General features: G+C 67.9%; 21 protein-coding genes. 11 read left to right on the top strand and 10 right to left on the bottom strand.

Annotated elements, in window-relative coordinates; genetic code table 11:
* Positions 1-3 precede the first annotated feature (3 nt).
* The 6 genes from KVT39_RS19150 to pyk all read right to left on the bottom strand — a co-directional run bounded on the left by KVT39_RS19150 (position 4) and on the right by pyk (position 6790).
* Complete coding sequence (locus KVT39_RS19150) at positions 4-1032, bottom strand: L-threonylcarbamoyladenylate synthase (protein WP_105390035.1); 1029 nt, start codon at positions 1030-1032, stop codon at positions 4-6.
* Between the two features lie 11 nt (positions 1033-1043).
* On the bottom strand, positions 1044-2240 hold the full coding sequence (locus KVT39_RS19145) for a 5-(carboxyamino)imidazole ribonucleotide synthase (protein ID WP_217589989.1): 1197 nt from the start codon (positions 2238-2240) through the stop codon (positions 1044-1046).
* Positions 2241-2321: 81 nt separating this feature from the next.
* Positions 2322-2843, bottom strand: coding sequence for a 5-(carboxyamino)imidazole ribonucleotide mutase (purE, locus tag KVT39_RS19140; RefSeq protein ID WP_006763511.1), 522 nt, complete (start codon positions 2841-2843; stop codon positions 2322-2324).
* Positions 2844-2862: 19 nt separating this feature from the next.
* Positions 2863-3753: a phosphoribosylaminoimidazolesuccinocarboxamide synthase gene (locus KVT39_RS19135; RefSeq protein ID WP_034178915.1), complete on the bottom strand. Its 891-nt coding sequence runs from the start codon at positions 3751-3753 to the stop codon at positions 2863-2865.
* Between the two features lie 229 nt (positions 3754-3982).
* On the bottom strand, positions 3983-5047 hold the full coding sequence (fba, locus tag KVT39_RS19130; RefSeq protein WP_034178916.1) for a class II fructose-bisphosphate aldolase: 1065 nt from the start codon (positions 5045-5047) through the stop codon (positions 3983-3985).
* Positions 5048-5353: 306 nt separating this feature from the next.
* A complete protein-coding gene (gene pyk, locus KVT39_RS19125) occupies positions 5354-6790 on the bottom strand; it encodes a pyruvate kinase (protein ID WP_105390034.1) in 1437 nt (478 codons plus the stop codon).
* On the opposite strand from pyk, the gene KVT39_RS38525 reads away from it, so the two are divergent.
* Positions 6789-6917, top strand: a complete 129-nt coding sequence (locus tag KVT39_RS38525; RefSeq protein WP_258170483.1) for a hypothetical protein — start codon at positions 6789-6791, stop codon at positions 6915-6917. The genes pyk and KVT39_RS38525 overlap by 2 nt on opposite strands.
* Positions 6918-7074: 157 nt before the next feature.
* Here KVT39_RS38525 and KVT39_RS19120 read toward each other — a convergent pair whose 3' ends face one another.
* From KVT39_RS19120 to KVT39_RS19110, 3 genes are all read right to left on the bottom strand, one after another.
* A complete protein-coding gene (locus KVT39_RS19120; RefSeq protein ID WP_072442751.1) occupies positions 7075-8271 on the bottom strand; it encodes a phosphoglycerate kinase in 1197 nt (398 codons plus the stop codon).
* Between the two features lie 280 nt (positions 8272-8551).
* Entirely contained in the window at positions 8552-8875 is a 324-nt protein-coding gene (locus tag KVT39_RS19115; protein WP_217589988.1) for an AzlD domain-containing protein, read from the bottom strand.
* Complete coding sequence (locus tag KVT39_RS19110) at positions 8872-9627, bottom strand: AzlC family ABC transporter permease (RefSeq protein ID WP_217589987.1); 756 nt, start codon at positions 9625-9627, stop codon at positions 8872-8874. Before KVT39_RS19110 ends, KVT39_RS19115 begins: the two co-directional genes overlap by 4 nt.
* Before the next feature lie 194 nt (positions 9628-9821).
* On the opposite strand from KVT39_RS19110, the gene KVT39_RS19105 reads away from it, so the two are divergent.
* From KVT39_RS19105 to KVT39_RS19080, 6 genes are all read left to right on the top strand, one after another.
* Entirely contained in the window at positions 9822-10745 is a 924-nt protein-coding gene (locus KVT39_RS19105; protein WP_131946669.1) for a branched-chain amino acid transaminase, read from the top strand.
* 51 nt (positions 10746-10796) lie between these two features.
* A complete protein-coding gene (locus KVT39_RS19100; protein WP_006749970.1) occupies positions 10797-10991 on the top strand; it encodes a zinc-finger domain-containing protein in 195 nt (64 codons plus the stop codon).
* 139 nt (positions 10992-11130) lie between these two features.
* The gene (waaF, locus tag KVT39_RS19095; protein WP_027785312.1) at positions 11131-12168 is read left to right on the top strand and encodes a lipopolysaccharide heptosyltransferase II; all 1038 of its coding nucleotides are present in this window, start codon (positions 11131-11133) and stop codon (positions 12166-12168) included.
* Between the two features lie 115 nt (positions 12169-12283).
* Complete coding sequence (locus KVT39_RS19090) at positions 12284-12730, top strand: nuclear transport factor 2 family protein (protein WP_034178922.1); 447 nt, start codon at positions 12284-12286, stop codon at positions 12728-12730.
* Between the two features lie 97 nt (positions 12731-12827).
* Entirely contained in the window at positions 12828-13802 is a 975-nt protein-coding gene (locus KVT39_RS19085; protein WP_306795592.1) for a hydrolase, read from the top strand.
* Positions 13795-14382: a DUF2946 family protein gene (locus KVT39_RS19080; protein ID WP_217589986.1), complete on the top strand. Its 588-nt coding sequence runs from the start codon at positions 13795-13797 to the stop codon at positions 14380-14382. The genes KVT39_RS19085 and KVT39_RS19080 overlap by 8 nt, the downstream gene beginning before the upstream one ends.
* A 39-nt stretch (positions 14383-14421) precedes the next feature.
* Here the strand turns inward: KVT39_RS19080 and KVT39_RS19075 are convergent, their stop codons facing one another.
* A complete protein-coding gene (locus KVT39_RS19075; protein WP_105390031.1) occupies positions 14422-16116 on the bottom strand; it encodes a M48 family metalloprotease in 1695 nt (564 codons plus the stop codon).
* A 177-nt stretch (positions 16117-16293) separates the two neighbouring features.
* Between KVT39_RS19075 and moaC the strand changes: the two genes are divergently transcribed.
* The 4 genes from moaC to KVT39_RS19055 all read left to right on the top strand — a co-directional run bounded on the left by moaC (position 16294) and on the right by KVT39_RS19055 (position 21774).
* Entirely contained in the window at positions 16294-16782 is a 489-nt protein-coding gene (gene moaC, locus KVT39_RS19070; protein WP_034178925.1) for a cyclic pyranopterin monophosphate synthase MoaC, read from the top strand.
* Positions 16783-16894: 112 nt separating this feature from the next.
* Positions 16895-19582 carry a type VI secretion system Vgr family protein gene (locus KVT39_RS19065; protein WP_217589985.1) on the top strand — a complete coding sequence of 896 codons (2688 nt, stop codon included), beginning with the start codon at positions 16895-16897 and terminating at the stop codon, positions 19580-19582.
* Positions 19575-20519, top strand: a complete 945-nt coding sequence (locus KVT39_RS19060; RefSeq protein ID WP_131946666.1) for a hypothetical protein — start codon at positions 19575-19577, stop codon at positions 20517-20519. The genes KVT39_RS19065 and KVT39_RS19060 overlap by 8 nt, the downstream gene beginning before the upstream one ends.
* A 79-nt stretch (positions 20520-20598) precedes the next feature.
* Positions 20599-21774, top strand: coding sequence for a glycosyl hydrolase (locus tag KVT39_RS19055; RefSeq protein WP_217590073.1), 1176 nt, complete (start codon positions 20599-20601; stop codon positions 21772-21774).
* Positions 21775-21821: the final 47 nt, after the last annotated feature.

The raw sequence follows: 21821 nt of genomic DNA, 5'->3' as shown, positions 1-21821 counted from the left end.
TCGTCAGTCGCGCGCTTCGAACGCGGCCGCGGCACGGCCGAGACGATCGTTGACGGCAATCCATTCGACGGTGTCGGGCAGCTTCTCGACGAGAATGCGCGCGACCTGCGCGCGGTCGAGCGCACGCAGCATCCCGTACAGGTCGCGCGCGTAGGCCTGCGGATCTTCCGGCGCGGCGATGAAATGCACGCCGTCGGCCTGCGCCCAGCGCCCCGCGCGCGACGCGCGCGCGACGAGCGCGACGCGCTCGCCGTCGGTTTGCGCGGCCGCGAGCAGCGGCTCGAGCGCATCGAACGGCAGCAGCGCGAGCGGCGTGCGCGGCGCGTAATGGGCCTTCAGCGTGCCCGACGCGCGCGGCGCGGTCGCGTCGCTGCCGTCCGGCAGCCGCGGCGCGCGGCCGAGCACGTCGGCGATCTGCTGCGGCGTCACGTGGCCCGGGCGCAGCAGCGCCGGGAAGCCGCGCGACAGATCGAGGATCGTCGATTCGATGCCGACTTCGGACGCGCCGCCGTCGAGCACATGCACGGTGTCGCCGAATTCGTCGCGTACGTGCTGCGCGGTCGTCGGGCTCACATGGCCGAACCGGTTCGCGGACGGCGCGGCCACGCCGCCGTGGCCGCCGCGCCGCGCGCTGAACGCCGCCAGCAGCGCCTGCGCGACCGGATGCGACGGGCAGCGCAGCCCGACCGAATCCTGGCCGCCGCTCACGGCGTCCGGAATGCGCGCATGGCGCTTCAGGATCAGCGTCAGCGGGCCGGGCCAGAACGCATCGATCAGCTTCCGCGCATCGGCCGGCAGGTCGTCGGCCCAGTAACCCGGATCGCCGCCGGGCGGCAGGTGCACGATCACCGGATGGTTCGCCGGCCGCCCTTTCGCCGCATAGATGCGCGCGACGGCTTCGGGATTCGCCGCGTCGCCGCCGAGCCCGTAGACGGTTTCGGTCGGGAACGCGACGAGTTGCCCCGCGTCGAGCAGCGCGGCGGCCGCGTCGATCTGCGCGGGCGTCACGGAGTTCGGGAGATCGATGGACATCGGCTGGCGCCTCAGTCGAGCGGCACGCGCAGCAGCTGCGCGCACGCGGTAGCCGCGGCGACGGCTTCGTCGCGCGTCGGGGCCGTGAAGTTCACGTGCCCCATCTTGCGACCGACGCGCGCGTCTTCCTTGCCGTACAGGTGCAGGTGCGCAGCCGGCATCGCCGCGACCGTGTCCCACGGCGGCGTGACGGCATCGGCCGCTGCACCGTTCGGGAACCACACGTCGCCGAGGATGTTCAGCATCGCGGCCGGCGAATGCTGGCGCGGGTTGCCGAGCGGCATGCGCGTCATCGCGCGCACCTGCTGCTCGAACTGGCTCGTTGCGCACGCATCGACCGTGTAGTGGCCGGAGTTGTGCGGGCGCGGCGCCATCTCGTTCGCGACGAACGAACCGTCTTCCAGCACGAAGAACTCGACGCACAGCACGCCGACGTAGCCGAGCGTATCGGCGATCCGCACGGCCGCCTGCTGCGCCTCTTCGACGCGCGCGGCATCGGCGGCCGGCGCGGGCACCACCGTCAGCGCGAGGATGCCGTTGTGGTGCGCGTTCTGCGCGAGCGGGAACGCGGCCGAGCGGCCGTCCGCGCCGCGCGCGATCAGCGCCGACACTTCGTATTTCAGCGGCAGGCGCTTCTCGAGCACGCACGGCACGCCGCCGAGCGCCGCATGGGCGTCGCGCGCTTCCTGCGCGGTACGCACGCGCACCTGGCCCTTGCCGTCGTAGCCGAGGCGTGCCGTCTTCAGGATGCCCGGCAGCACCGCGTCGAGCACGGCATCGTCGAGCGCGGCGAGCGCCGCCGACGATTCGATCACGACGTGCGGCGCGACCGGTACGCCCGACGCCTCGATGAAGCGCTTCTCCGCGATCCGGTCCTGCGCGATCGCGACGCAGCGGCCGGCCGGCGCGACAAAGGTCGTGCGCGCGAGGAAATCGAGGCTCGCGGCCGGCACGTTCTCGAACTCCGTCGACACCGCGTCGCACAGGTCGGCCAGCTCGGCGAGCGCGGCTTCGTCGTCGTAGGCCGCGCGCAGGTGGCGGTCGGCGACCGCGCCGGCGGGGCTCGTCGGATCGGGATCGAGCACGGCGACGCGATAGCCCATCGCCTGGGCGGCAAAGCAGAACATGCGGCCGAGCTGGCCACCGCCGACCATGCCCAGCCACGCGCCGGGCAGGATCGGGGAAACGGAATCAGGAGTTGCGGTCATGTCAGTGGTCGGTCGCGGCGGGCGCTGCCCGCCGCAGTGGGGAGGGTCAGGCAGCCGCGACGCGCGGCCGCCGGTGCGCCGTCATTCCAGCGGCGGCAGCACCATCGCGTGCGCGGCTTCGTTCTGGCGCACGCGGAACGCGGCGAGCCGGTTCGCGTAATCGGCCGACGTGCCGGACAGGATCGACACCGCGAACAGCGCGGCATTCGCGGCACCGGCCTCGCCGATCGCGAACGTCGCAACGGGCACGCCCTTCGGCATCTGCACGATCGAGTGCAGCGAATCGACACCCTTCAGGTACTTGCTCGCGACCGGCACGCCGAGCACCGGCACCGTGGTTTTCGCGGCCAGCATGCCGGGCAGGTGCGCGGCGCCGCCGGCGCCCGCGATGATCGCGCGTAGCCCGCGCTCGCGCGCCTTCTCCGCATAATCGAACATCTCGTCGGGCATCCGGTGCGCGGACACCACCTTCGCTTCGTACGGCACGCCGAATTCCTGCAGGATCGCTACCGCGTGCTTCATCACGTCCCAGTCGGAACTCGAACCCATCAGCACGCCGACGAGCGGCGCGCTGTGCGTGTGGGCAGTCTGGACTTCGCTCATTTCGTCATTTCCTTGCTGCTCAGGCGAGCGACTGGCCGGTGATGCGCTCGAGCGCTTCCTGGTACTTCGCGGCCGTTTTCTCGACGACGTCGGCCGGCAGCGCCGGCGCCGGCGCCGTCTTGCCCCACGGCTGCGCCTCGAGCCAGTCGCGCACGAACTGCTTGTCGAACGACGGCGGGTTCGTGCCGACCTGGTACTGGTCGGCCGGCCAGAAGCGCGACGAATCGGCCGTCAGCACTTCATCCATCAGGTACAGCTTGCCGTGGTTGTCGAGGCCGAATTCGAACTTCGTATCGGCGATGATGATGCCGCGCGTCGCCGCATAGTCGGCCGCTTCCTTGTACAGGCGGATCGAGATGTCGCGGATCGTCGCGGCCAGCTCGGTGCCGATGCGGCGCTCGGTTTCCTCGAACGTGATGTTCTCGTCGTGCTCGCCCATCTCGGCCTTCGCGGCCGGCGTGAAGATCGGCTCGGGCAGCTTCTGCGCGTTCTGCAGGCCTTCCGGCAGCTGCACGCCGCACACGGCGCCCGACGCCTGGTATTCCTTCCAGCCGCTGCCGGCCAGGTAGCCGCGCACGACCGCTTCGATCATGATCGGCTCGAGGCGCTTGACGACCACGCCGCGGCCCGTCACCTGCTCGACCTCGTCGGCCGCGACGACCGCTTCCGGCGCGTCGCCCGTCAGGTGGTTCGGCACGATGTGCGCGAGCTTGTCGAACCAGAAGTTCGCCATCTGGTTCAGCACGCGGCCCTTGTTCGGAATCGGCTCGCCCATCACCACGTCGAATGCCGACAGGCGGTCGGTCGTGACGATCAGGAGCTTGTCGTTGCCGACCGCGTAGTTATCGCGGACCTTGCCGCGACCGAGGAGCGGCAGCGAGCGGAGCGTGGATTCGTAAAGGGTAGACATCGTCTTTTCGCAGATAAGGAGCCAAACAAAAAGGGAAACGCCGTTCCCCGCGGCAGGCGGGAACGGCGGTCTTGCAATACGTCGGCGAACCGGCCGGGCGGTGCCCGGGCGGTTGCCGGCCGGCCCTCGTTCGGCCGGACGGAACGGCTGCCTGGGGCCGGATCACATCCGGCCTGGCTGCCCGCCCCTGCCTTGCGGAAGAATCGGGCGGGGCAATCGTACTACAGTCTCAGCGCACGACCTGCGCGAGCGCGCCGGACTTGTACTGCTCGGCGATCTTGTCGAGCGACACCGGCTTGATCTTCGCGGCCTGGCCTTCGCAGCCGAATGCGAGGTAGCGGTCGACGCAGACCTGCTTCGCCGCTTCGCGCGCGGGCTTCAGGTAGTCGCGCGGATCGAACTTGCCCGGGTTCTCGAACAGGTAGCGGCGGATCGCGCCGGTGATCGCGAGACGCAGGTCGGTGTCGATGTTGATCTTGCGCACGCCGTGCTTGATGCCTTCCTGGATTTCCTCGACCGGCACGCCGTAGGTTTCCTTCATGTCGCCGCCGAACTGGCGGATTTCTTCCAGCAGCTCTTGCGGCACCGACGACGAACCATGCATCACGAGGTGCGTGTTCGGGATGCGCGCGTGGATTTCCTTGATGCGCTGGATCGACAGGATGTCGCCCGTCGGCTTCTTCGAGAACTTGTAGGCGCCGTGCGACGTACCGATCGCGATCGCGAGCGCATCGCACTGCGTGAGCTTCACGAAATCGGCCGCCTGCTCCGGATCGGTCAGCAGCTGCTCGCGGGTCATCGTGCCTTCCGCGCCGTGGCCGTCTTCCTTGTCGCCCTTCATCGTCTCGAGCGAGCCGAGCACGCCGAGTTCGGCTTCGACCGTCACGCCGATCGAGTGCGCCATCTCGACGACCTTGCGCGACACGTCGACGTTGTACTCGTACGACGCGACCGTCTTGCCGTCGGCTTCGAGCGAACCGTCCATCATCACGCTCGTGAAGCCGCTGCGGATCGCACCCATGCAGACCGCCGGCGACTGGCCGTGATCCTGGTGCATCACGACCGGGATGTGCGGATACGACTCGACCGCCGCTTCGATCAGGTGGCGCAGGAACGGCTCGCCCGCGTACTTACGCGCGCCGGCCGATGCCTGCATGATCACGGGCGCGCCGACCTGGTCCGCTGCCGCCATGATCGCCTGGACCTGCTCCAGGTTGTTCACGTTGAAGGCCGGCAGGCCGTAACCGTGCTCTGCCGCGTGATCCAGCAATTGACGCATTGATACGAGAGGCATTGTGGAACTCCTTGAATGAAAACCGGTGCGCCCTGACGCCGGCGCGGCACCCGCCCTCGTTCGAACCGGGGCGGCGCGGCGCGGCTGAGCGTCGAATAGCCGCATTTTATCGCGAAGCGCCTCCGATTCCGACCGCCCGTTGGCGCCCGCTCGCAATTTGTTACGTTCGCACGGCACAATGCGGGCAAAAAAGAGAAAAAAAGCCGCGCGGGGCTTCGGACCCCGCGCGGCTTTCGCGTAAAAAACGGTGCCGGATCGAATTCGATCGACCCGGGTCGCCGGCCAGGTGCCCGGCGAACGCTCGACTCAATAGTGCTCGCCGACGCGCACGATCTTCAGCGTGTTGGTGCCGCCCGCCTGCCCCATCGGTTCGCCGACGGTCAGCACGACCATGTCGCCGTGCTGCACGTAGCCCTGCTTGACGACGAGCTCGAGCGCCGCCTGCAGCGCCGAGTCGCGGTCGCTGTTGAAGTCGACGTGCAGCGGCGTGACGTTGCGGTACAGCGCCATCGTGCGCTCGCTGCCGACGCGCGGCGTCAGCGCGAAGATCGGCACGTGCGTGTAGTGACGCGACATCCACAGCGCGGTCGCGCCCGATTCGGTCAGCGCGATGATCGCCTTCGCGCCCAGGTGGTACGCGGTGAACAGCGCGCCCATCGCGATCGACTGATCGATCCGCGTGAACGTGCGGTCGAGGAAATCCTTGTCCAGCTCCACGTGTTCCGACTTTTCCGCCTCGACGCACACGGCCGCCATCGTCTCGATCGTGACGACCGGGTACTTGCCGGCGGCCGTCTCGGCCGACAGCATCACCGCGTCGGTGCCGTCGAGCACCGCGTTCGCGACGTCCGACACTTCCGCGCGGGTCGGCACCGGCGCGTAGATCATCGATTCCATCATCTGCGTCGCGGTGATCACGAGCTTGTTCGACTCGCGCGCCATCCGGATCATCCGCTTCTGCAGCGCCGGCACGGCCGCGTTGCCCACTTCCACCGCGAGGTCGCCGCGCGCGACCATGATGCCGTCGGACGCGTCGAGAATGCTCTGCAGCGCCGGAATCGCTTCCGCGCGCTCGATCTTCGCAATCATCTTCGGCTTGATGCCGTACGGCGCGCCCGCGATGTTCGCGAGCTGGCGCGCCATTTCCATGTCGGTCGCGTTCTTCGGGAACGACACCGCCACCAGGTCCGCGCCGAGCGACATCGCGGTGCGGATGTCTTCCATGTCCTTCGCGGTCAGCGCGGGCGCCGACAGGCCGCCGCCCTGGCGGTTGATCCCCTTGTTGTTCGACAGCTCGCCGCCCACCTTGACGATCGTGTGGATCTCGTCGCCGAGCACGCGCTCGACGGTCAGCACGATCAGGCCGTCGTTCAGCAGCAGCAGGTCGCCCGGCTTCAGGTCGCGCGGCAGTTCCTTGTAGTCGAGGCCGACCCGCTCGTCGTTGCCGAGCTCGCAGGCCGCGTCGAGGATGAACGGCTGACCGGGCGAGAGCGTCGTCTTGCCGTTCTCGAACTTGCCGACGCGGATCTTCGGACCCTGGAGATCGGCCATGATCGCAATCTCGCGGCCGACCTTGCGGGCGGCCTCGCGCACCATCTCGGCGCGCTGGCGGTGATCGTCGGCCGTGCCGTGCGAAAAATTGAGCCGCACGACGTCGAGGCCCGCCTGCATCATCTGCAGCAGAATCTCCGGCGAACTGGAAGCCGGGCCGATCGTGGCGACTATCTTGGTGGCGCGCTGCATGAAACTCCTCATCTGGATCAAGGTGGATGCGCTGGGTGAAACGCTGCGAGAGCCGGACACGGCGGGCCCAGCGGCGGCCGTTCCGGAGGGCGTGCCAGTGCTTGCGCCCGGCATCGCTTTGTTCTGAATCTCGTGGTGCTGCATGGCCGCGTCGCCAGCGGCCGCCGGTGCGCGCGGGGTGGAGTTCGCCCGCGCGGGCGCGCGTTTGCGCTTGCCCGCGCCGGCCGGCTGCTCCGCTTTCGCGGAGCGCGCGGCCTTCGTCACCCCTGCGCGCGCCGCCACGCTCAGGCCGCCCGCGTTTCGAGCACTTCCACCGCCGGCAGCTTCTTCCCCTCGAGGAACTCGAGGAAGGCGCCGCCGCCCGTCGAGATGTAGCTGACCTGGTCGTGGATGCCGTACTTCGCGATGGCCGCGAGCGTGTCGCCGCCGCCCGCGATCGAGAACGCGGACGATTTGGCGATCGCTTCGGCGAGTGTCTTGGTGCCGTTGCCGAACTGGTCGAACTCGAACACGCCGACCGGGCCGTTCCACACGATCGTGCCTGCCTTCTCGAGCTGGCTCGCGAGCGCCTTGGCCGTATCGGGGCCGATGTCGAGGATCATGTCGTCCGCTTCGATGTCGGCGACCTGCTTCACCGTGGCCGCGGCCGTCGGCGAGAATTCCTTGGCCGTCACGACGTCGGTCGGGATCGGCACCGATGCGCCGCGCTCGCGCGCTTCGTCGATGATCGCCTTCGCCTCGTTGACGAGGTCGGCTTCCGCGAGCGACTTGCCGATCGGCAGACCGGCCGCGAGCATGAACGTGTTCGCGATGCCGCCGCCGACGATCAGCTGGTCGACCTTGCCGGCCAGCGACTTCAGGATCGTCAGCTTGGTCGACACCTTCGAGCCGGCGACGATCGCCACCAGCGGGCGCGCCGGGTTGCCGAGCGCCTTGCCGAGCGCGTCGAGTTCGGCGGCCAGCAGCGGGCCCGCGCACGCGACCGGCGCATACTTCGCGATCCCGTGCGTGGTCGCTTCCGCGCGGTGCGCGGTGCCGAACGCGTCGTTCACGTACACGTCGCAGAGCTTCGCCATCTTTTGCGCGAGCTCGTCCGAATTCTTCTTCTCGCCCTTGTTCACGCGGCAGTTCTCGAGCAGCACGACCTGGCCCGGTGCGACGTTCACGCCGTTCTCGACCCAGTTCGACACGAGCGGCACGTCGCGGCCGAGCAGCTCGGCGAGGCGCTTCGCGACCGGCGCGAGCGAATCTTCCGGCTTGAATTCGCCTTCGGTCGGACGGCCGAGGTGCGACGTGACCATCACGGCCGCGCCGGCGTCGAGCGCGGCCTGGATGGCCGGCACGGACGCGCGCACGCGCGTGTCTTCGGTGATGTTGCCGTGATCGTCCTGCGGGACGTTCAGGTCGGCGCGGATGAACACCCGCTTGCCGGCGAGCTGGCCGGCGGCGATCAGGTCGGTAAGACGCTTGACTTGGCTCATGTTGGACAGATTGAAGTAGTGGATGGGGAAAGGGGGTTCACGCTGGACGTGCGCGGGCTGCCGCGAAAGGGCGCCGGATGCGGCCGTGGCTGGCGGTTCGCATGACGCGCACGGGTAAAAAATCTCGAACGGGCATTCTAGCCGATCCACCCGGCAGACTGACCCGTGCGGCGGCGAATTCCGCCTATTTGGGATCGCGCGCGGCAACGGCTCCATTGCCGCAGCGCAGCAATCCACGCGCACGAGCGGCCGACGCCCCGCGGGCCGGAACGGCGGCCCATCAGAAAATCATGCGCATCGCGGTGAATACGAGCATCCCGACGACGATCGTGCCGAGCATGCTGCGCCGCCACAAGAACCAGCCGAGGCCGGCGAGCGCCGCGTAGAACGGATGGTTGGACAGCGCGAACGACAGCCCGGCCGGCGTTTCGAGCACGTCGGGCAGCACGACGGCGACCAGCGCGGCCGCCGGTGCGTAGCGCAGCGCGCGCTGCGCGCGTTCGGGCAGCACGGTGCGCTCGCCGCCGATCAGGAACAGCGCGCGCGTGACGGCCGTGACGATCGTCATTCCGATGATGACGATCCAGATCTCGGTCGCGCTCATTCGATCTCCTTCTCGCGCACGGTTTCGGTGCGGATGCGCCGCCAGTCGGCCCGTTCGACGAAGAAATCGGCCGTGCTGCCGGCCGCGAGCGCGGCGAGCACCGCGAGCGGCAGCGCGAGCCGGTACGGCAGGTCGAACGCGACCAGCGACACGATGCCCGCGACCGCGACGGCCGCGAGCGTCGAGCGGTTCGCGACCGCCGACACCATGATCGGGATCAGCGCGAGCGTGCCGGCCAGTTCCAACCCCCAGCTCGCGGGAAAGAAACTCGCGAGCAGGATGCCGGCGAGCGACGACACCTGCCACGACGCCCAGCTCGCGAGCGCCATCCCCCAGAAATACGCCTCCTTGCCCGGCACGTGGCCGTTTGCGAAGCCCTGTTTCTGGAACAGCAGGTAGATCACGTCGCCGTTGAAATAGCCGATCGCGAGGCGCCGCCACAGCGGCAGGTAGGAAAAATGGGGAGCAAGCCCGGCGCTGAAGATCACGAAGCGCGTGTTGACCATTGCGGCCGTGAGCAGCACGGTCCAGATCGGCAGCTTCGCGGCGAGGAGCGGCAGCACCGCGAGCTGCGACGAGCCTGCATAGACGAGCAGCGACATCGCGCTCGCCTGCCCGAGCGTCATCACCGACTTGCTCATCGCGATGCCGGTGACGAGCCCCCAGGACAGGATCGCCATCAGTGTCGGGGAATAGTCGCGCGCGCCCTGGATCAGCGCGAAACGGTCGGTGGCGGACAATCGAGCGAGCATGGGAAAGCGGGCCGTAGCGGGCGGTTCGTCGGGACGCCGGCGCCTCCTGCCGGCACGACCCGTCGTTATTGGAATCGGTACCGGGCGATTATAGCGCCGGCCCCGAGCCGACCGACCGGATCGTCGCCAAATGACGCTAAAATAAGCGTCTTTCCGGCTCAACGCTGCACACAACCGCATCCCAGGAGAATCCTATGTCAATGGCCGACCGCGACGGCAAGATCTGGATGGACGGCAAGCTGATCGACTGGCGCGACGCCAAGATCCACGTCCTGACCCATACGCTGCACTACGGCATGGGCGTCTTCGAGGGCGTGCGCGCGTACAAGACGGCCGACGGCAGCACCGCGATCTTCCGCCTGCGCGAGCACACGAAACGTCTGCTGAATTCCGCGAAGATCTTCCAGATGGACGTGCCGTTCGACCGGGAAACGCTCGAAGCCGCGCAACTCGAAGTCGTGCGCGAGAACAAGCTCGAATCGTGCTACCTGCGCCCGATCATCTGGGTCGGCTCGGAAAAGCTCGGCGTGTCGGCGAAGGGCAACACGATCCACGTCGCGATCGCCGCGTGGCCGTGGGGCGCGTACCTCGGCGAGGAAGGCCTCGCGAAGGGTATCCGCGTGAAGACGTCGTCGTTCACGCGCCACCACGTGAACGTGTCGATGGTGCGCGCGAAGGCGTCGGGCTGGTACGTGAACTCGATCCTGGCGAACCAGGAAGCGACGGCCGACGGCTACGACGAAGCGCTGCTGCTCGACGTCGACGGCTACGTGTCGGAAGGCTCCGGCGAGAACTTCTTCCTCGTGAACAACGGCAAGCTGTACACGCCCGACCTGGCGTCGTGCCTCGACGGCATCACGCGCGACACGGTCATCACGCTCGCGAAGGACGCCGGCATCGAGGTGATCGAGAAGCGCATCACGCGCGACGAGGTCTATACGGCCGACGAAGCGTTCTTCACCGGCACGGCCGCCGAAGTCACGCCGATCCGCGAGCTCGACAACCGCACGATCGGCAGCGGCGCGCGCGGCCCCGTCACGGAAAAGCTCCAGTCGGCGTTTTTCGATATCGTGTCGGGCAAGAACGCGAAGTACGCGCACTGGCTGACGAAGGTCTGAGCGCGCCGCGCCACCGACCGCCCCCACAAAAGAGTGATAAGAGAAAGTCTCATGAGTGAAATCAAGGAAATGCCGCTGGTCGAGCTGACGGCCAAGGATCTTCCCGCCTACTGCCCGAACCCGGCCATGGCGCGCTGGAGCGCGCACCCGCGCGTGTTCATCGACGTCTCGCACGGCGAGGCGCGCTGCCCGTACTGCGGCACGCGCTACAAGCTGCGCGACGGCGAGGTCGTCAAGGGCCACTGAGCCCGGGCGGCCGGGCCCGCGGGCCCGCCGCTCGCGAGGCGGCGCAGCCGGATGCCCGGCGCGCCGCCGTTCTCCATTCTGGCAACCCGAACGCGGCGCCCGCGCGCCGTGCTTCATTACGACATCGGAAGTCCACCTGATGCGTCGAGCGCTGGTTATCGCACCGAACTGGATCGGTGACGCATTGATGGCGCAGCCGCTTTTTGCGCTGCTGAAGAAGCTCCATCCCCGCATCGCGATCGATGCGGTCGCGCCCTCGTGGGTCGCGCCCGTGCTTGAGCGGATGCCCGAGATCCACGATGTCTACGCGACCGATCTCGCGCACGGCAAGCTGCAGCTGCTGCGCCGCTGGCAGCTCGCGAGCGACCTGCGCGACGTCGGCTACGACGCGGCGTACGTGCTGCCGAATTCGCTGAAGTCCGCGGTGATCCCGTGGCTCGCGAACATCCCGCTGCGGATCGGCTACACGGGCGAGCACCGCTACGGGCTGTTGAACGTGCGGCACGCGAATCCGACCAAGTCGGGCGAGCGGCCGCCGATGACGACCCACTACGCGGCGCTCGCGTACGCGCCGGGCGCGAAGCTGCCCGAATCGATGAAGACGCTGCCCGCGCCGCGCCTCGACGCCGACCTGAACGAGACGGCGCGGGTTTCCGCGCGTTTCAATCTCGATACACGCAAGCCGCTCGTCGTGTTCTGCCCGGGCGCCGAATACGGCCCGGCCAAGCGCTGGCCGCCCGAGCACTTCGCGTCGCTCGCGACGATCGTGCACCAGTCGTTCCCGTACACGCAGATCGTCGCGCTCGGCTCGCAGAAGGACGCCGCGGCCGCGCAGGCGATCGCCGACCACGCGCCGAACGTGCGCAACCTGTGCGGGCAGACGTCGCTGTCCGAGGCATGCGCGCTGATCGCGCGCGCGAACGCGGTCGTCACCAACGATTCGGGGCTGATGCACGTCGCCGCCGCGCTGCGCCGGCCGCTCGTCGCGCTGTACGGATCGACCGATCCGCGCCACACCCCTCCGCTGTCGGACCTGGCGAAGGTACAATGGCTGCATCTCGAATGCAGTCCCTGCTTCGAACGCGAGTGCCCGCTCGGCCACCTGAAGTGCCTGCGCGAACTCGGTCCCGAGCAGGTATTCGGCGATTTGCGCGGCATGCTCGTCGGGCAGCGCTGACCCTGGCCGGCAGCGTCGCACGACGCGCCGGGCAATCCGATTCACCGGTGTGCGGCGGCCCCATCCGGGCCGCCGTGCTGAATACGGCGCGCGACGCGCGCGAGAGACAACCCCGATGCCACGTTTTGCCCGCCTCTTCGAAGCCGCTGCCGATACGCTGAACGCCTACTACCAGGCCGTCGCCGATGCCAATCTCGACGCGCTGCTGGCGTTGTGGATCGACGAGGATTTCGCCAGCTGCGTGTGGGCGGACGGCGAGCATCTGCACGGCCTCGACCAGATCCGCAGCGGGCTCGCCAACCGGCTCGCGACGCGCCCGGTGACGATCGAACCGCTCGACATCCGCGTCTACGACAGCCTCGGCACGGTCGTCTACACGATCGCCGAAGCGCATCAGCAGGCCGACCTGACGGCCGAACCCGACATGGTTTTCGCCACGTACGTGATGATCCACGAACGCGGCGAGTGGCGCATCGCGCACATCCACGCGAGCCCGATTCCCGAACAAGCGGCCGGGCAGTTCGCCGCGAAGATCCGTCATGGGCAGGGCCCGCTGCACTGACGAAAAGACGAAGCAACGCATACGCGGGGCGATCATGAGTACGGCTTCTCCGCCCACCTCGCCGCTCGCCGGGGCTCCGGTCCCGGACGACGACACACTGCGCTATCGCGCACCACGCTGGCTGCCGAACAGCCATGCGCAAACCATCGTGCCCGCGCTGTTCGCGCGACGACCGGCCGTCGCCTACCGACGAGAGCGATGGGAAACCCCCGATCACGACTTCATCGATCTCGACTGGGTCGCCCATCTCGACAGTGCGGCGCCGCCGCCCGATGCGCCGCTGTTCGTGCTGTTCCACGGCCTCGAAGGCAGTTCCGGCTCGCACTACGCGCTCGAGATGATGGCCGCCGCACGCGCGAAGGGCTGGCACGCCGTCGTGCCGCACTTTCGCAGTTGCAGCGGCGAGATCAACCGCCAGCCGCGCTTCTACCATCTCGCCGATAGCGCCGAGGTCGACTGGATCCTGCGCCGGCTCGCCGCGCAGCATCGCGGGCCGCTGATCGCGGCCGGCGTGTCGCTCGGCGGCAACGTGCTGCTGCACTGGCTCGGCGAGCATCGCAGCGACACGTCGATCCTGCGGGCGGCCGCAGCGATCTCGACGCCGATCGACGTGCATGCGGGCGGCCGCGCGCTGTCGCAGGGGTTCGCGATGGTCTATACGCGCAGCTTCCTGAAGACGCTCAAGCGCAAGGCGCTCGCGAAGCTCGACCAGTACCCGGGGCTGTTCGACCGCGACGCGATGCTGCAGGCCGTGACGATGCGCGACTTCGACGAGGCCGTGACCGCGCCGCTGCACGGTTTCGCAAACGCCGACGACTACTGGACGAAGGCGACGACGCGGCCGCTGCTGCCCGCGATCGACGTGCCGACGCTGATCCTCAACGCCCGCAACGACCCGTTCCTGCCCGAATCGGCACTGCCGGGCCCGGCCGACGTATCGCCGGCCGTCGAGCTCGACCAGCCCGAGACCGGCGGGCACGCGGGATTCATGACCGGGCCGTTCCCCGGCCGCCTCGACTGGCTGTCGGCGCGGGTGTTCGGCTATTGCTCGAAATTCGTCGACCATGGATGACATCGTCAGGCAGGCGCTCGCAAAATGGCCGAACGTGCCGCACTGCACCGGCTGGCTGCTGCTCGACCGGCGCGGCGAATGGCGGCTGCGCGACGACGCGGCGCAGGCGGCCGGCGAACTCGGCTCGCCGATCCGGCATGCGGCACTGAACGCGTTCATCGGCCGCAACTACGAATGCGACGCGCGGGGCCGGTGGTTCTTCCAGAACGGGCCGCAGCGCGTGTACGTCGAGCTCGCCTATACGCCGTGGGTCGTGCGGCTCGCCGAACGCGACGGACAGCTCACGCTCACCGACCAGACGGGCGCCGCGTTCGAACCGGACGAAGCATGGCTCGACGATGGGGGCGGCGTGCTGTTTCGCGATGCAGGCGCGCCGCCGCGCATCGCGGCGCTGCACGACCACGATCTCGGGCTGTTCGCCGATCACGCGGATTTCGACGCCGCGCCGCCCGTGCTGCGCTGGCGTGACGGCCGCGCGCTGCCGCTCGGCACCATCGTCTGCGCGGACGTGCCCGCGCGGTTCGGCTACGTCGCGAGTCCGGCACGACAGGCACACGACGCGGCCGACAACGGCAACTGACCCGCACCCGCCCTTCCCGCGTTCGCCGCGCGCCGGCCGCTACCCGCGGCCGTTCTTCTCGTCGTCGCGCTCTTCCTTGTAGCGCGCCTCGAATTCCAGCAGCCGCGCGCCGATGATCGACTGCTCGTAGAACGACACGTCCTTCGCATCGCGCGCGTCCTTCAACTGGCGGATCGCCGACGGCCATGCGCCGTCGAGTGCAAGTTTCTCCGCGAGCGCGCGGCGCCGCGCGAGCACGTCGCCCTTGCCGTCGCTCGCCTTCGCGAGGTAGTCCCACCAGTCCGGCTGCTCGGGATCGGCCTGCGCCTGCGCGCGTGCGAGCGCCTGCGCTTCGGCAAAGCGGTGGGCGGCGATCAGCGCCTGCAGGTGCGCGACGATCGCCGCGTGCGACGCCGGCCAGCGCCGCTGCGCGAGCGCCGCGAGCCGCACCGCGTCGTCGGTCCGGCCCGCACGGCGCGCGATGTCGGCGGCCAGCACGTCGAGGCTCGGCGAACTCGTTGCCGGGTCGTCCTCGCGCCGCTCGCGCGCATCGAATGCGCCGCGCGCCGAAGCGAGCGCCTTGTCCGCCGCATCGTACTGGCCGAGCAGCGTGTTCGCGAGCGCGATGCCGTACCAGTTCGCCGCGACGTTCGGCGCCGTGCGATCGTCGATCTCGAGCTGCATCCGGCGCGCCTCGGCCGAGATGTCGGTCGGCGCGCGGTTCTGCAGGACGCGCAGCCGCGCGCGCACGAATCCGTACTCGGTCGACTGACGCGGCTGCCGGTACGGCGCGCGACGCGCGCGATCCTCCATGTCGGCGATCCGCTCGCCGGTCAGCGGGTGCGTGCGTGCATAGGCCGGCACGCCCGCATCGCCCATCGACGCGCGTTCGAGCCGCTCGAAGAAACCCGGCATCCCGTACGGGTCGTAGCCCGCGCCCGCGAGCAGCTGGAAGCCGACGCGATCGGCCTCGCGCTCGGCCGAACGCGAGAAGCGCAGCTGGTTGTCCACCGCATACGCCTGCCCGCCCATCGCGATCGCGCTGCCGAGATCGCCGCTTCTCGCGAGCACGCCGGCCAGCACGCCGAGCAGCATCGTCGCGAGCGCCGTGTAGCCGCTCTTCTCGCTCGCGCCGATCATCCGCGCGATGTGCCGCTGCAGCACGTGGCCCATCTCGTGGCCGACCACCGACGCGAGCTCCGATTCCGTCTGCGTCGTGACCACGAGCCCGCTGTTGATCCCGATGAAGCCGCCCGGCATCGAGAACGCGTTGATCTGCGGATCGCGCACCGGGAACAGGTCGAAGTCCGGCGTGTAGCCGCCGATGTAGCGCGCGGCCGCCGCGGCTGCGAGGCGCGCCGCCATCGCGTTCAGGTAGTCGCGCACGAGCCAGTCGTCGAGATAATCGGGATCGCGCCGCACTTCGCGCATCACGCGCTCGCCGAGCCGGCGCTCGGCCCGCGGCGTCAGCGAACCGCCGGAGCCGTCGCCGAGGTCGGGCAGCTCGAGTGCGCGCAGCGGCGCGCGCAGGCTCGCGGCCGGCGCCGACGCGCCGCCCGCGCCCGAAAACCGGCTCTCCGCACCGCCGTACGTGCCGAACACGCCGGTCGCGATGCCGGGCGGCACGGTGGAAATCGACGAGGAGCCGCCGGCCGCCGGCTCGAGCGGCGGCGCGGACGCGCTCTGCGCATGGCCGCTCGGCGGCAACGCGAGCGCCGCCGACAGCGACACGGCAAGCAACTGTTTGACACGCATGGCAGGATGAAAACGACGCCGTCCCGCGCGCCGGGCGCGCATCGCGGCGTTTGGTCTGAATATTCGGGTCATTGTACCGGCGCATGCGCGACTGTCTCGTGCCGCGCATGCGTCATCTGCGCCCCGGCGACGCGAATGCCGCTGCTATGATAAGCGCCCGTTGAGACGGAGCAAGACATGTCAGGACTCACCCATTTCGATGCCGCCGGCCATGCGCACATGGTCGACGTCGGCGGCAAGCAGGAAACCCGGCGCATCGCGATCGCGCGCGGCACGATCCGGATGCTGCCGGCCACGTTCGCGCTGATCCGCGACGGCAAGGCGAAAAAAGGCGACGTGCTCGGCGTCGCGCGCATCGCGGCCATCCAGGGCGCAAAGCGCACGGCCGACCTCATTCCGCTGTGCCACCCGCTCGCGCTGACGCGCGTGGCCGTCGACTTCGAGCTCGACGATGCGCTGCCCGGCGTCCACTGCGGCGTGCAGGTCGAGACGTTCGGCCGGACCGGCGTCGAGATGGAAGCGCTGACCGCCGTGCAGGTCGGGCTGCTGACCGTCTACGACATGTGCAAGGCAGTCGATCGCGGGATGGTGATCACCGATGTGAGCGTGCGGGAGAAGCGCGGCGGGAAGTCTGGGGACTGGAAGGCGGAAGACGCGGCGGGTTGAAGCCAGCGCACCGCCCGCCTGCAAATTCGAGATAAAACCGGTTTTCTCATACAATTACCGGACTCCGCACGGGAGAGCGTGCGAACCCACACAAAAAAAGCGAGCACTGGTGATGAATTCGCAAGCGTCAAGAAGCGCCTTGCTGGCCGGACCGGTTCAGCACGAGCGGCTTGTCAAACTGGATACGCCGCTCGGCCCCGACGTCCTGCTGCCGCATCGCGTCAACGGACGATCGCGGCTCGGGCGCCATTTCGAGTTCACCGTCGATACCGTCTCGGTGTCCGACAGCCTCGAACTCAAGAAACTGATCGCGCAGCCGGTGACGCTGTGGATCCAGCAGGCCGACCGGTCGTACGCGCCTCACCACGGTTACGTGCATGCCGCCCGCCGGCTCGGATCGGACAGCGGCGTCACGCACTATCAGATCGTGTTTGCGTCGTTCCTGCACTTCCTGAAGTTCCGCCGCGATCAGCGCATCTGGCAGGACCAGTCCGCGGACGACATCATCGCCGACGTGCTGAACCAGCATCCGCAGGCCAAGGGGCGCTTCACCTTCAGGCTCTACCAGCCGCTGCCGTCCCGCTCGTTCTGCATGCAATACGAAGACGACTGGAATTTCGTGCATCGCCTGATGGAATCGGAAGGCCTGTACGGCTTCTGGGAACAGGACAAGGACGGCAAGTCGCATCGGCTCGTCATCGTCGACCGCATCGACGCGTTGCCCGCGCTGTCGCCGCGAACCGTGCGCTTTCATCACGCAGGCACGGGCGACGAAGCCGACACGCTCGTCCAGTTCTCCGGTACGCGTACGCTGCGAAGCGTCGAGCGCACCACGCGCACGTTCGACTACAAGCAGCCGCCCACCGCGTCGAATCCGAAAGCGACCCATACGCCGACGATCGCGAACCAGGGCGACCTGCCGCCGCAGCTCGAAGTCTACGAATACACGGGCGCCTACACGTATCCCGAGCAGTCCCGCGGCGACCATCTGTCGAAGATCTGGATGGAGGAGCAGGAGTCGCACGCGAAGCGCTTTCACGGCGTCGGCGGCGTGCGGCGCATGGACGCGGGACGCACGTTCGAGTTCGCGGATCACCCCGAACACGACAAGGACGATGCCGGCCAGCGCGAATTCGCCGTGATCGAGACCGCATGGATCATCGTCAACAACCTGCCCGTCGGCGACGGGCAGGCCGCCTTCCCGCACAGCCTGAAGGCCGAGGTCGGCAGCATCGTGCAGGCCGGTGGCGCCGACTCGTCGCGCGTTCGCCATCCTGACGGCAGCGAGGGCTTTTTCCGGATCAGCATCGAAGCGCAGCGCACGACCGTGCCGTTCCGCAGCCCGCTCGAACACGCGAAACCGCCGATGCACCTGCAATCGGCGATCGTCGTCGCACCGCAAGGCGAGGAAGTCCATACCGACGAACTCAACCGGGTCAAGGTGCGCTTCCATTGGGACCGCTTCAACGACGGCGACGAGAAAGCATCGTGCTGGCTGCGTGCCGCGACGTCGGATTCGGGCAACGGCTACGGCGCCGTGCACCCGCACCGCAGCGGCGAGGAGGTGCTGGTCGATTTCCTCGGCGGCGACTGCGATCGCCCGCTCATCGTCGGCAAGCTGTACAACGGCGCGACGAGCCCGCAGTGGCACACCAACGGGATCCTGTCCGGATACCGGTCCAAGGAATACGCGGGCGCCGGCTACAACCAGCTGGTGCTCGACGACGCGACCTCGCAGAACCGCGTGCACCTGTACAGCAGCCAGACCAACGCGCACCTGCATCTCGGCTACCTGATCGACCATTCGGGCAACAACCGCGGCAGCTATCTCGGCAGCGGCTTCGACCTGCGGTCCGACGCATACGGCGCCGTGCGCGCGAACCGCGGCCTGTACGTCACGACGCATCCGAAACGGCCGGCAAGCCAACCGCTCGACGTCGAGGAGACGCAACAGCAACTCGTTCGCGCGGAAGGCCTGATGGAGGCGATGTCGGATGTCAGCGCACAGCATCAGGGCGAGTCGCTCGACCCCGGCCACGCGGCGCTGAAGCAGTTCACCGACGCGACGCAGAACAGCGTGAGCGGCAGTGCATCGGGCGGCCGAACCGCCGGCGGCGGAACCGGCAGCGCCAATGCGTTCAAGGAGCCCGTGATGCTGTTCGGCAGCCCGGCCGGCATCGGGATGTCCACGCAGCAGTCCACGCAGCTTGCCGCGGACCGTCACATCAACCTCGTCAGCGGGCAAAGCACGCACGTCGCCGCCGGAAAGTCGCTGATCGCGAGCGTCCTCGACCGGATCAGCCTGTTCGCGCAGAACGCGGGGATGAAACTGTTCGCCGGCAAGGGCAAGGTCGAAGTCCAGGCGCACGCGGACAACATCGAGCTGACCGCGCAGAAGGCGCTGAAGCTGATGGCGGTCACCGAGTCGATCGAAGGCGCCGCGGCGAAGGAAATCCTGCTGACGTCCGGCGGCGCCTACATCCGCATCGCGAACGGCAACATCGAAGTGCACGCGCCCGGCAAGATCGACATCAAGGGTGCGCAGCATGCGTTCAGCGGCCCCACGCACCTGTCGCAAACCATGCCGACGCTGCCTAACTCGACCGGCAACTACGATCAGGCGTTCATCGCGCACTGGGCCGGCACCGACATTCCGGTCGCAAACACGCGGTACCAGATGTTCTCGAACGGCAAGCTGCTTTCGGAAGGCGTCACCAACGCGGCGGGAGAGACGGGGCTCACACAGAGCCACGTGCCGCATGACGTCGTCGTCAAGTTTCTAGGGAAATCGAATGGCTGACGGACAACAGGAAAAGGTGCTCGGCACCGGCTCGGGGATGCTGACGCCGACGGGATACAAGGATCGGCCGAAGGTCGATATCAACATTTGCGACAAGCATGTAACGCCGGCTGCGGATTCCATCGTCGGCACCTGCCCGTTCTACTACCAGCCGCTGCACGGCGAGTACTGGCAAACGGTCGAGAAGGTCAGCAAGTCAAGTGCATGGGAGACCGTCAAGAAATTCGCCACCTCATGGGATCCGTGGAAAGACAAGGAAGTCGCCCGCCGCCTGCTGCATCGGCGAGAGAAGCTGATCGAAGTGCGCAGCAAGGATTCCGACTGGTCGCGCCACGGCAATTTCATGATGCGGCATATCGGGTGCGGCCACAAACCGCCCGACTACTATGTGAGTTACGGCTACTACTATTGCTCGGATTACGGCGCCAATCTCTATCCCACCCTCACGCCAAAAGGAAAGAAATGGCTTGAAAACGCCCGGTGGTGGCTTCAGAGATACATCGAGATCGGGCTGCAGCGGAACATGCAGGGAGACCTGATCGCATTCCAGAGTGCGAAGCCGGGCAACGGCGAGCTCTCGATGCAGGTGGAACAATACGAGCTGGAAGTGGACCAGGGCGGGGAAACATTCAAGACCTTCGCCTTCGTCACGCACCCATTGGCTTATCTGGACGGCGGGCTGGCCGGCCTGCCGGTCGAGGATCTGGTGAAGATTGGCATGCGGCCCAACATGCAGGAATGGGGTGATGGGCGCACGCTCAAGCAGGCATGGGACGCCGGGATCCCCGTCGCCAAACAGAAGGCACGCGATTGGAGCTCCGATGCGGTCGACAAGGCACGCGAATGGGGCAACGACGCGGTCGACAAGGCGCGCGAGTGGGGCTCTGACACATCCGAAGAAGTCAGCCGCGCGCTGGATCGTTTGCTGAAAAAGTAACATGCAAAAACACAAGCGCTGGAAATGGATCGCCGGGGGCCTCGTTGCCCTGGCCATTGCAACATACGGGTACGTGAATATGACGACGGGCTGGGAGACGATTTCGACAAGCTTCATGCGGGACGACACGCCGTACGGCGGCGGCAACTTCCGCATCAAGGACAATGACGTCATGAGCGTCAAGCTCGCCAATCCCGAGGTGACGTTCAAGCCCACCGCCGAATCGAACGAACCGCAGCGGGCCGAGCCGACCGAGGCGTGGATGAACGACACCGGCGAATTGCTGAACCGCATGACGATAAGCTTCTTCCGGGGAACCGTCGACGGCGGGATGCAACGCCATTTCCAGCAGGTCGGCCAAAGCGCCGCTTGGTGGTACTCGCCGGACTGGTCGGTTCAGTTCATCAGCACGTCGTGGATGAACTACAAAGCCCCCGAGGCGCAAGGCGGCGATGCGCCGCAAACCACGAAACTGTGGAAGTCGACCAATGGCGGCCAGACATGGTCGCAGCTTCAATGGCCCGAAAGCCAGAACATCGGTCGCCTGCTCTTCCTCGACCCGCAGCGCGGCTACGCGACCGGCTGGGGACCCCGCGTATGGCGGACTTCGGACGGCGGAAACACGTGGCAGGCGATCGACGTGCCGGCGGGCGCGCATATCGCCGGCAAGACGCGCAAGAATTTCAACGCAATCAGTCTTGGTCCTGACGGCGTGCTGCGCATTGCGTACTACGTCGCTCAGACTGCCGACGCGCCGGCGCACAGCGTGATCGACCGGCTCGACTGGGAGCAGCACGCCTTCGTGACGGATACCGTGTTGCCGGGCCAGGTCGTCACCGCCCTCGACACCACGCCGGGGCCGACATCACGCTATTCGCTGTACGCGCTGTCGCGCCTCGACAAGCCGCAGAACGGCGAGGTTCGCGACAATGGCCGCCGCACGGGTGCCATTTCCACGTGGACGAGCGATCATCCCGAGTCGGTGCAGCAACTGCGCACGTTCGACGAAAAGCTCAGGCTCGACAGCCTGAGCGTCGGTCGCGACGGTCTTCTGCTCGTCTATGCAACCGACCCGAACACGGGGAGCGATGGCCGCGGCGGCGGCGCACCGATCGACCTGACGTTCAGCAGCACCGACGCCGGCAAGTCGTGGGATCAAACGACCGACAAGACCGCACAAGGCGGCTACTTCGACGCGCAGACCAACACGTTGTACTGGCTGCACGCATTCACGCTGAAGAAGCGGACCTTCTGACCACGCGCCGGGAGCCTCGGCAACCGGCCCTCGCTGCGGCAGCGCGA

The organism is Burkholderia sp. GbtcB21, from assembly GCF_019091065.1.
Lineage (GTDB): Bacteria > Pseudomonadota > Gammaproteobacteria > Burkholderiales > Burkholderiaceae > Burkholderia > Burkholderia pyrrocinia_C.
Note: the sequence above shows the minus strand (reverse complement) of the source record. Positions and strands in the feature narration are given on the sequence as shown.

Excerpts from the sequence above, each read along its gene's own strand:
- pyk (WP_105390034.1), bottom strand. The coding sequence starts at position 6,790 with ATGCAGCGCGCCACCAAGATAGTCGCCACGATCGGCCCGGCTTCCAGT.
- KVT39_RS19065 (WP_217589985.1), top strand. The coding sequence starts at position 16,895 with ATGAATTCGCAAGCGTCAAGAAGCGCCTTGCTGGCCGGACCGGTTCAG.
- KVT39_RS19075 (WP_105390031.1), bottom strand. The coding sequence starts at position 16,116 with ATGCGTGTCAAACAGTTGCTTGCCGTGTCGCTGTCGGCGGCGCTCGCG.
- KVT39_RS19090 (WP_034178922.1), top strand. The coding sequence starts at position 12,284 with ATGCCACGTTTTGCCCGCCTCTTCGAAGCCGCTGCCGATACGCTGAAC.
- waaF (WP_027785312.1), top strand. The coding sequence starts at position 11,131 with ATGCGTCGAGCGCTGGTTATCGCACCGAACTGGATCGGTGACGCATTG.
- KVT39_RS19080 (WP_217589986.1), top strand. The coding sequence starts at position 13,795 with ATGGATGACATCGTCAGGCAGGCGCTCGCAAAATGGCCGAACGTGCCG.
- KVT39_RS19055 (WP_217590073.1), top strand. The coding sequence starts at position 20,599 with ATGACGACGGGCTGGGAGACGATTTCGACAAGCTTCATGCGGGACGAC.
- KVT39_RS19105 (WP_131946669.1), top strand. The coding sequence starts at position 9,822 with ATGTCAATGGCCGACCGCGACGGCAAGATCTGGATGGACGGCAAGCTG.
- KVT39_RS19060 (WP_131946666.1), top strand. The coding sequence starts at position 19,575 with ATGGCTGACGGACAACAGGAAAAGGTGCTCGGCACCGGCTCGGGGATG.
- KVT39_RS19120 (WP_072442751.1), bottom strand. The coding sequence starts at position 8,271 with ATGAGCCAAGTCAAGCGTCTTACCGACCTGATCGCCGCCGGCCAGCTC.
- KVT39_RS19100 (WP_006749970.1), top strand. The coding sequence starts at position 10,797 with ATGAGTGAAATCAAGGAAATGCCGCTGGTCGAGCTGACGGCCAAGGAT.
- purE (WP_006763511.1), bottom strand. The coding sequence starts at position 2,843 with ATGAGCGAAGTCCAGACTGCCCACACGCACAGCGCGCCGCTCGTCGGC.
- KVT39_RS19145 (WP_217589989.1), bottom strand. The coding sequence starts at position 2,240 with ATGACCGCAACTCCTGATTCCGTTTCCCCGATCCTGCCCGGCGCGTGG.
- KVT39_RS38525 (WP_258170483.1), top strand. The coding sequence starts at position 6,789 with ATGAAACTCCTCATCTGGATCAAGGTGGATGCGCTGGGTGAAACGCTG.
- fba (WP_034178916.1), bottom strand. The coding sequence starts at position 5,047 with ATGCCTCTCGTATCAATGCGTCAATTGCTGGATCACGCGGCAGAGCAC.
- moaC (WP_034178925.1), top strand. The coding sequence starts at position 16,294 with ATGTCAGGACTCACCCATTTCGATGCCGCCGGCCATGCGCACATGGTC.
- KVT39_RS19110 (WP_217589987.1), bottom strand. The coding sequence starts at position 9,627 with ATGCTCGCTCGATTGTCCGCCACCGACCGTTTCGCGCTGATCCAGGGC.
- KVT39_RS19150 (WP_105390035.1), bottom strand. The coding sequence starts at position 1,032 with ATGTCCATCGATCTCCCGAACTCCGTGACGCCCGCGCAGATCGACGCG.
- KVT39_RS19115 (WP_217589988.1), bottom strand. The coding sequence starts at position 8,875 with ATGAGCGCGACCGAGATCTGGATCGTCATCATCGGAATGACGATCGTC.
- KVT39_RS19135 (WP_034178915.1), bottom strand. The coding sequence starts at position 3,753 with ATGTCTACCCTTTACGAATCCACGCTCCGCTCGCTGCCGCTCCTCGGT.